This is a genomic window from Aeromicrobium sp., from assembly GCF_014378035.1.
Taxonomy (GTDB): domain Bacteria; phylum Actinomycetota; class Actinomycetes; order Propionibacteriales; family Nocardioidaceae; genus Aeromicrobium.
In genome coordinates this window covers 1-6,467 of sequence record NZ_JACMOM010000224.1, presented here as the reverse complement: position 1 = coordinate 6,467, position 6,467 = coordinate 1, and the positions used below count along the sequence as shown (strand labels likewise).

Here is a 6,467-nt window from a genome sequence, read left to right as displayed (position 1 = left end):
TGCGGGCTCATCGGTACGTCGGTCGGGCTCGCCCTGACCGAGACCGGTCACGAGGTCCACCTCCAGGATCATTTCCCCGCGAACGTCGAGCTGGCCGTTTCCCGAGGTGCCGGCAGTGCCGAGAGCGTCGATGAGCCGGTGCTCGTCGTGGTCGCAGTGCCGCCTGCCGCCGTCGTCGAGACTGTGCGGGGGGCGCTCGACACCTATCCGATGGCCGTCGTCACGGACGTCGCCAGCGTCAAGGCGTCGCTCACGGCCGAGATCGAGTCGTTGCCGGACGCCCGACGCTTCGTCGGAGGCCACCCGATGGCCGGCAGGGAGCGCTCCGGCCCCATGGCCGCCTCCGCCCGACTGTTCGAGGGTCGCCCCTGGGCTGTCGTCCCGCACGCATCGTCCGAGCAGTCGGCCGTCGACGAGGTCACCGCACTGGTCGGGAAGGTCGGTGCGGTGCCGAGCATGATGAACGCGGCGACGCATGACAGCGCGGTCGCTCTCGTCTCGCACCTGCCGCACCTCGCATCGGTGCTGGTCGCGGGGCTTCTCAATGAAGCCGCCCCGGGCGCGCTCGAACTCGCGGGTCCCGGCCTGCGCGACGTCACCCGTATTGCCGGCAGCGAGACCGGCCTGTGGCTCGACATCCTGGGCAGCAACGCGGCCGAGGTCCGTCGCCTTCTCGAGCTGTTGCGCGGCTCCGTCGACGAGGCCATCGTTGCGCTCAAGGAAGACCCCATGAGACTCGGCGCGCTGCTCGACGCAGGTCGCGAGGGCACCCGAAGCATCCCGGGCAAGCATGGAGAGAAGGTTGCTGACCTCGTCACCGTGTTCGTCTCGGTGCCCGACCAGCCGGGGGAGCTGTCACGACTCATGGCCCATACGGGAGAATCGGGTGTCAACATCGAGGACATCCGCATCGATCACGAGCTCGGCCGACCTGTCGGCCAGGTTGAGATCGCGGTCGTGACGGGGCGAGCCGACATGCTCGTCACCGCACTGACCGGCCGCGGCTGGTCCGCCTACCGATAGTTCGAACAACCAAGGAGTGGCGCACGTGAGCAAGCCCATGGTCGTTGCCATCGACGGCCCGTCCGGTTCGGGCAAGTCGAGCACCTCGCGAGGTGTCGCCGACCGACTCCACCTTGCCTACCTCGACACCGGTGCGATGTACCGCGCGATGACGTGGGCCCTGCTGCGGCAGGGCGTCGACCTCGACGACCCGGACGCGATCGCTGCCGCGGCTGTGGGCGTGCGCCTCACGTCCGGCACGGACCCCCTCGACCCGACCATCCACGCCGACGGTGCAGATGTCGCCGGTCCGATCCGGAGCGACGACGTCACCGCCTCGGTCAGCCTGGTAGCCGCGGTGCCTGGCGTACGCGAGATGCTCGTGGGGATGCAGCGGGAGACGATCGGGAACCACGAGGGCATCGTCGTCGAGGGCCGTGACATCGGTTCGACGGTGGCGCCTGATGCCCGCGTCAAGATCTACCTCGTCGCCGATCCGTCAGCACGCGCCGCCCGCCGCGCGGCCGAGAACGGTTCCGTCGATTCCGCGGCCACGCAGCAGGCGCTGGCCCGCCGCGACGAGTTCGACTCGACCAGGTCCGTCTCACCCCTGACGAAGCCCGATGGTGCCATTGTCGTCGACAGCACCCATCTCACGCTCAATGAGGTCATCGACACCATCGTCGGTCTCGTTGACGCAGCACGGTAGATCCGGGTGGCAGAAGGCGGCAGGGGGCTTCCTGAGGGTGGCCTGCGCTTCATGCGGGCAGTGGTGAGGGGCTACGTCAGCCGACGCTTCGACGTTCACGAGCGAGGCCAGGGCAAGGTGCCCGAGACAGGCCCCGTGATCCTCGCAAGCAACCACATCGGCTGGCTCGACGGGCCTCTTCTGGTCCTGCAGTCACCGCGGCCCACCCACGCGCTGGTCAAGGAGGAGCAATATGTCGGCAGGATGGCCTGGTTCTTGACGTTCGTCGGTCAGATCAAGGTGGCCCGCGATCGCACTGATGCGGGCGCGTTGCGTCAGGCCGTCGGCGCTCTCAGGGCGGGTCAGGTCGTCACGATCTACCCGGAGGGCACGCGGGGCGGCGGTGAGTTCGCCAGGTTCAAGGGCGGCGTGACATGGCTGGCGCTCGTGACCGGAGCCCCGGTCGTGCCCGTCGCGATGTTCGGGACTCGCCAGCCGGGTGAGCCGTCGGAGGCCAAGCCGGCGAAGGGAACACGCCTCGACATCGTCTACGGCGACCCGATCCAGTTCCCGATGCAGGTTTGGCCGCGAGATCGTGGGATGCTTGAGGACGCGGGTGAGCAAATCCTCGGTCACCTGCGTGCCCATGTCTCATGGTCCAAGGACGCATTGAAGCGCGACCTTCCGGGCCCCCTTCCGAGAGGATCCTCAGATGACTGAGGTCGTACCTGTTCTCGCTGTGATCGGGCGTCCCAACGTCGGCAAGTCCACCCTGGTCAACCGCATCATCGGCCGCCGCGAGGCAGTCGTCGAGGATGTGCCTGGCGTGACCCGCGATCGAGTGTCCTACGACGCGGTCTGGAACGGCCGCGCGTTCACCGTGGTCGACACCGGCGGTTGGGACCCCGACGCCCGTGGTCTGGCCGAGCGCATCGCCGCCCAGGCCGAGATTGCCATCCAGGTCGCCGACGCCGTGCTCTTCGTCGTCGACGCCACGGTGGGCATCACCGACGTCGATGAGAAGGTCGTCCGCCTCCTGCGTGCTGCGAACAAGCCCGTCGTGCTGGCCGCCAACAAGGTCGACGACCAGCGTGCCGAGGCGGAGGCTGCCGGACTCTGGAACCTTGGGCTCGGCGAGCCCCATCCCGTCTCCGCGCTGCACGGACGGGGGAGCGGCGACATGCTCGATGCCGTCATCGCGGCCCTGCCCGAGCCGCCGCCCGAAGACTTCGACAAGCCTGCCGGTCCGCGACGTGTCGCGATCGTCGGCAAGCCCAACGTCGGCAAGTCGAGCCTGCTCAACCGTCTCGCCGGTGAGGAGCGTGTCGTCGTCGACGATGCCTCGGGCACGACGGTCGACCCCGTCGACGAGATCGTGACACTCGGTGGTCGCACCTGGAACTTCATCGACACCGCCGGCATCCGCCGCCGCGTTCGTGACGCGTCCGGCCACGAGTACTACGCGAGCCTGCGAACGAACGCGGCGATCGAGCGCGCCGAGGTCGCTGTGGTGATCATCGACGGCAGCATGCCGCTCACAGAGCAGGACATTCGCATCATCAGTGCCGTGGCCGAAGCTGGCCGCGCACTGATCATCGCGTTCAACAAGTGGGACCTCGTCGACGAGGGGCGCCGCTACTACCTCGATCGCGAGATCGAGCGTGAGCTCGTGCAGGTGCCGTGGGCCCCGACGATCAACATCACGGCACTCACGGGGTGGCACGTCGACCGGCTGGTGCGCGCGCTCGACTCGGCGCTCGAGGGCTGGGAGACGCGTGTCACGACGGGCTCACTCAATGCGTTCCTCGGACGTCTCGTGGCCGAGCACCCCCACCCGGTGCGTGGCGGAAAGCAGTCGAAGATCATGTTCGGGACGCAAGCCTCGACGTCACCTCCCACGTTCGTGCTCTTCACGTCCGGCAAGCTCGAGGCGTCCTACATGCGCTTCATCGAGCGTCGTCTGCGCGAGGAGTTCGGCTTCGTCGGATCGCCGATCCACCTTCAGCAGCGCCCGCGCAAGAAGCGCGAGCGACGCTGACACGGACGACCACCCGCTCGGGCATCGGCCGGTACAGGGCGGTCGAGAGCCCTGCGGTAAAGTTCCCTTTCGGTAGGAACGGGCTGTAGCGCAGCTTGGTAGCGCACCTGACTGGGGGTCAGGGGGTCGCAGGTTCAAATCCTGTCAGCCCGACCGATCAGGCCTGGGAATCCAAGGATTCCCAGGCCTGAAAGCGTTAAAGATTTGAACCGCTCGCCACAAACTCGCCATTTACTCGGCCTGGAACCCCTTCTGCCAGCAATTTGCAGAAGCGGGCATGGGACGTCCACGGATGTCCCAGATCGCCTCGGATGGTCATGCCCACCTAGTTGGCATGACCATAGACGCGACCACCACAAGCGGTCTGGAACCGCTGATGAGCATCGACGACCTCGCCAGTTACCTCGGCATTCCGGTCACGACGATCTACGACTGGCGCGTGTCGGGCAAAGGGCCCTGCGCGATCCGGGTGGGGCGTCATTTGAAGTTTGCTGTCAGCGACGTTCACGACTGGGTCGAGCATCAGCGCGAACTGGCGCCGGGACACCCGCAGCACGATCGGTAGCGGGTCGTGAGTAGGCCACGCACGCCGATCGGGACATTCGGTGAGATCGACTTCAGGACGAACACAGGAGGCCATGTTCGGGCTCGTGTGCGGTTTCGCGATGACGACGGGCAGTTGCGTTCAGTCGAGGCGACCGGTTCGACGCGCAAGGCTGCGGAGCGCAGTCTGAAGGAGAAGCTCGCTGCCCGCGGAACCTACTCGGCCGGGATGGGCGAGTTGTCCGCCGATACGCCTTTCCCGACGTTGGTGGAGGTCTGGTTGGAGGATCTGGATCTGGAGGATCGGATTGCGGTCAGTACGCGTGATCTGTACGAGCGGGACATGCGCACGCTGGTGATGCCTGCCTTTGAGCACTTCACGTTGCGGGAGATATCGATCAGCAAGATTGACCGGTTCCTCAAGGGGCAGGCGAAGGTCAGCTATAGCCGTGCCAAGCACGCGAAGGTCGTGCTCAACCTCGCGCTGGGTCTTGCGTTGCGTTACGAGGCGATCCTGCGCAATCCGGTCTTGGGGACGGCCCGGTTGAGGCGTCCGCCGTCGAAGGTGATGGCGCTGAGGATCACACAGGTCGAAGCTATTCGTCACGCCGTAGGGGCGTGGCGACGCGGAGGAAAAGGTCAGCCGCAGGTGTACGTCCACTGTCCGGTGTCCTGCGCTGACGCCATGGTGAAGTACCAGTTGCCGACCTTGTCGCGGGCTGCACCCACGCCGAGGTAGTAGTGGTCGGCGTCGATGCACTCAGACAGCAGCGCCTCACGGTGCCCCATGTTTGAGGCCATCCACGCGTCAACGGCTGCCCTCGCTGCGCCGTCCGTGGTGGTTTCTGTGCCGATAGCCGAAATATTCTCCCGACCTTGAACGGCCGGGCACGCCTGGCTCATGGACTCGCGTGGGTCGTTGGGGTCCGTACCATCCGCTGAGTGCTCAGCGTCCTGGTTGGCAGCCATCCACACAGAGTGCTTGCGGTCGAACGCGTCGAGGCATCCAACCTTAGGTGAGTACGAAGAACGGTTCCAGTACGCCGGTTTTGTGCTGTTTGCCGCACGGGCCTGAGCGATGTATGTCCGAAGCGACGCCTCGGCCGACGCCATCTCTGCGTCTGTCGGCGGGGGAATAACTGGTGTTGGGTCAGCCGGGTTGGCTTCGCGTACAGCAGCCCTGATTCGCACGGTCGCAGTCTTGGTGGAGTGCTACGTTTTCTTGCGGCCGTTGAGGTACACCGTCTTCTTGGACGCGTAAGCACGGTAGGCGTAGCGCTTCGAGTTGGCGGTCCTAGTGAAACGGAATGAGCCACGTGTTGTGGTCTTCATTTTGGTCACCCATGTCGAACCGTTCCATCGCTGCAACTTGATTGTCCGCTTGACGGTAGTTCCGATGTGGCCGCTGATCTTGACCGTCTGACCGTATGACGGCGTTGTGTCGCTGATGCTGATGCGTTTCGTGGCGGCCTCGGCGGGGGAGAGCAACAGCAGTGAGGTAGCCAGCGCCGCCATCACGGTGGTTACCAGTAGACGCGGTGCGTTCCGATTGGCTGTGGTGCGCATGCCCTGCCTGCTCTCTGGATATCTCGTTGCGAAGTCGATTCCATGAGATTCCTGTCCTTCGTTCTCATGTGCGGCAAGCACGTGTGCGCAAAAAATATCTCACGATTTTCGACCTCAGGAGTTCACTTAACACAATCCTCAAGCCCGGAATCGTTTGCGACAAGATCACGCCACGCAGCTCTATCAGAGGAGCTCGGCGATTTCCTTCGCCCGAGCCGCCTTCGGACGCGCGCCGGTGATCGACTTGAAGACCTCACCGTTGACGTAAATGTTGAGGGTCGGCGGGCCGGTCACTCGGGCAGCGGCGGCAGTACTCGTGTTGTGTCCGCACCAGGCGGCCCAAAAATCGTCGAGGACGGGCTGAATGTGAGACCTCGCGATGACCTTCGACGATCTCGAGTGAGCTACGCAAGCGACACCACGGGGAGCGCGACCACGTGGGCGAACACGGACATCGATCAGGTGAGCGACCCGGTCGTGGAAGACGGCCCGAGACGTGGACTTACGCAGCGATGTCGCGGATCTGCTGGCGCAGCGGTGGAGTCGGCAGCAGTCGGGTCGGGGCTTTTTCTCGTAGGGGCCACCTCTCGTTGGTCCCCCCTCGGAGGGGGAGTTTCGATGGGGCTCATT

The 6,467-nt window shown here is 65.3% G+C and carries 8 protein-coding genes and 1 tRNA gene; 7 read left to right on the top strand and 2 right to left on the bottom strand.

Annotated features, from left to right (window positions below):
* The 7 genes from H7290_RS11595 to H7290_RS11565 form a co-directional block, all read left to right on the top strand.
* Positions 1-1,023, top strand: a 1,023-nt coding sequence (locus tag H7290_RS11595; RefSeq protein WP_290514173.1) for a prephenate dehydrogenase, incomplete at its 5' end; no start/stop codon positions are given.
* A gap of 25 nt (positions 1,024-1,048) precedes the next feature.
* Positions 1,049-1,711, top strand: a complete 663-nt coding sequence (gene cmk / locus H7290_RS11590; RefSeq protein ID WP_290514172.1) for a (d)CMP kinase — start codon at positions 1,049-1,051, stop codon at positions 1,709-1,711.
* Positions 1,712-1,762: 51 nt separating this feature from the next.
* The gene (locus H7290_RS11585) at positions 1,763-2,410 is read left to right on the top strand and encodes a 1-acyl-sn-glycerol-3-phosphate acyltransferase (RefSeq protein WP_290514171.1); all 648 of its coding nucleotides are present in this window, start codon (positions 1,763-1,765) and stop codon (positions 2,408-2,410) included.
* A complete protein-coding gene (gene der / locus H7290_RS11580; RefSeq protein ID WP_290514170.1) occupies positions 2,403-3,728 on the top strand; it encodes a ribosome biogenesis GTPase Der in 1,326 nt (441 codons plus the stop codon). The genes H7290_RS11585 and der overlap by 8 nt, the downstream gene beginning before the upstream one ends.
* Positions 3,729-3,807: 79 nt before the next feature.
* Positions 3,808-3,881, top strand: a tRNA-Pro gene (locus H7290_RS11575).
* A gap of 139 nt (positions 3,882-4,020) precedes the next feature.
* Positions 4,021-4,293 (top strand): helix-turn-helix domain-containing protein, encoded by a 273-nt coding sequence (locus H7290_RS11570; protein WP_290514169.1) that lies wholly within the window; start codon positions 4,021-4,023, stop codon positions 4,291-4,293.
* An 87-nt stretch (positions 4,294-4,380) separates the two neighbouring features.
* Positions 4,381-5,010 (top strand): hypothetical protein, encoded by a 630-nt coding sequence (locus H7290_RS11565; RefSeq protein ID WP_290514168.1) that lies wholly within the window; start codon positions 4,381-4,383, stop codon positions 5,008-5,010.
* Positions 5,011-5,483: 473 nt separating this feature from the next.
* Here H7290_RS11565 and H7290_RS11560 read toward each other — a convergent pair whose 3' ends face one another.
* Entirely contained in the window at positions 5,484-5,837 is a 354-nt protein-coding gene (locus tag H7290_RS11560) for a hypothetical protein (protein WP_290514167.1), read from the bottom strand.
* 183 nt (positions 5,838-6,020) lie between these two features.
* A complete protein-coding gene (locus tag H7290_RS11555) occupies positions 6,021-6,218 on the bottom strand; it encodes a hypothetical protein (RefSeq protein ID WP_290514174.1) in 198 nt (65 codons plus the stop codon).
* Between the last annotated feature and the right edge of the window lie 249 nt (positions 6,219-6,467).

Coding starts and splice junctions, on each gene's coding strand:
- H7290_RS11585 (WP_290514171.1), top strand. CDS start 1,763: ATGCGGGCAGTGGTGAGGGGCTACGTCAGCCGACGCTTCGACGTTCAC.
- der (WP_290514170.1), top strand. CDS start 2,403: ATGACTGAGGTCGTACCTGTTCTCGCTGTGATCGGGCGTCCCAACGTC.
- H7290_RS11570 (WP_290514169.1), top strand. CDS start 4,021: ATGTCCCAGATCGCCTCGGATGGTCATGCCCACCTAGTTGGCATGACC.
- H7290_RS11560 (WP_290514167.1), bottom strand. CDS start 5,837: ATGCGCACCACAGCCAATCGGAACGCACCGCGTCTACTGGTAACCACC.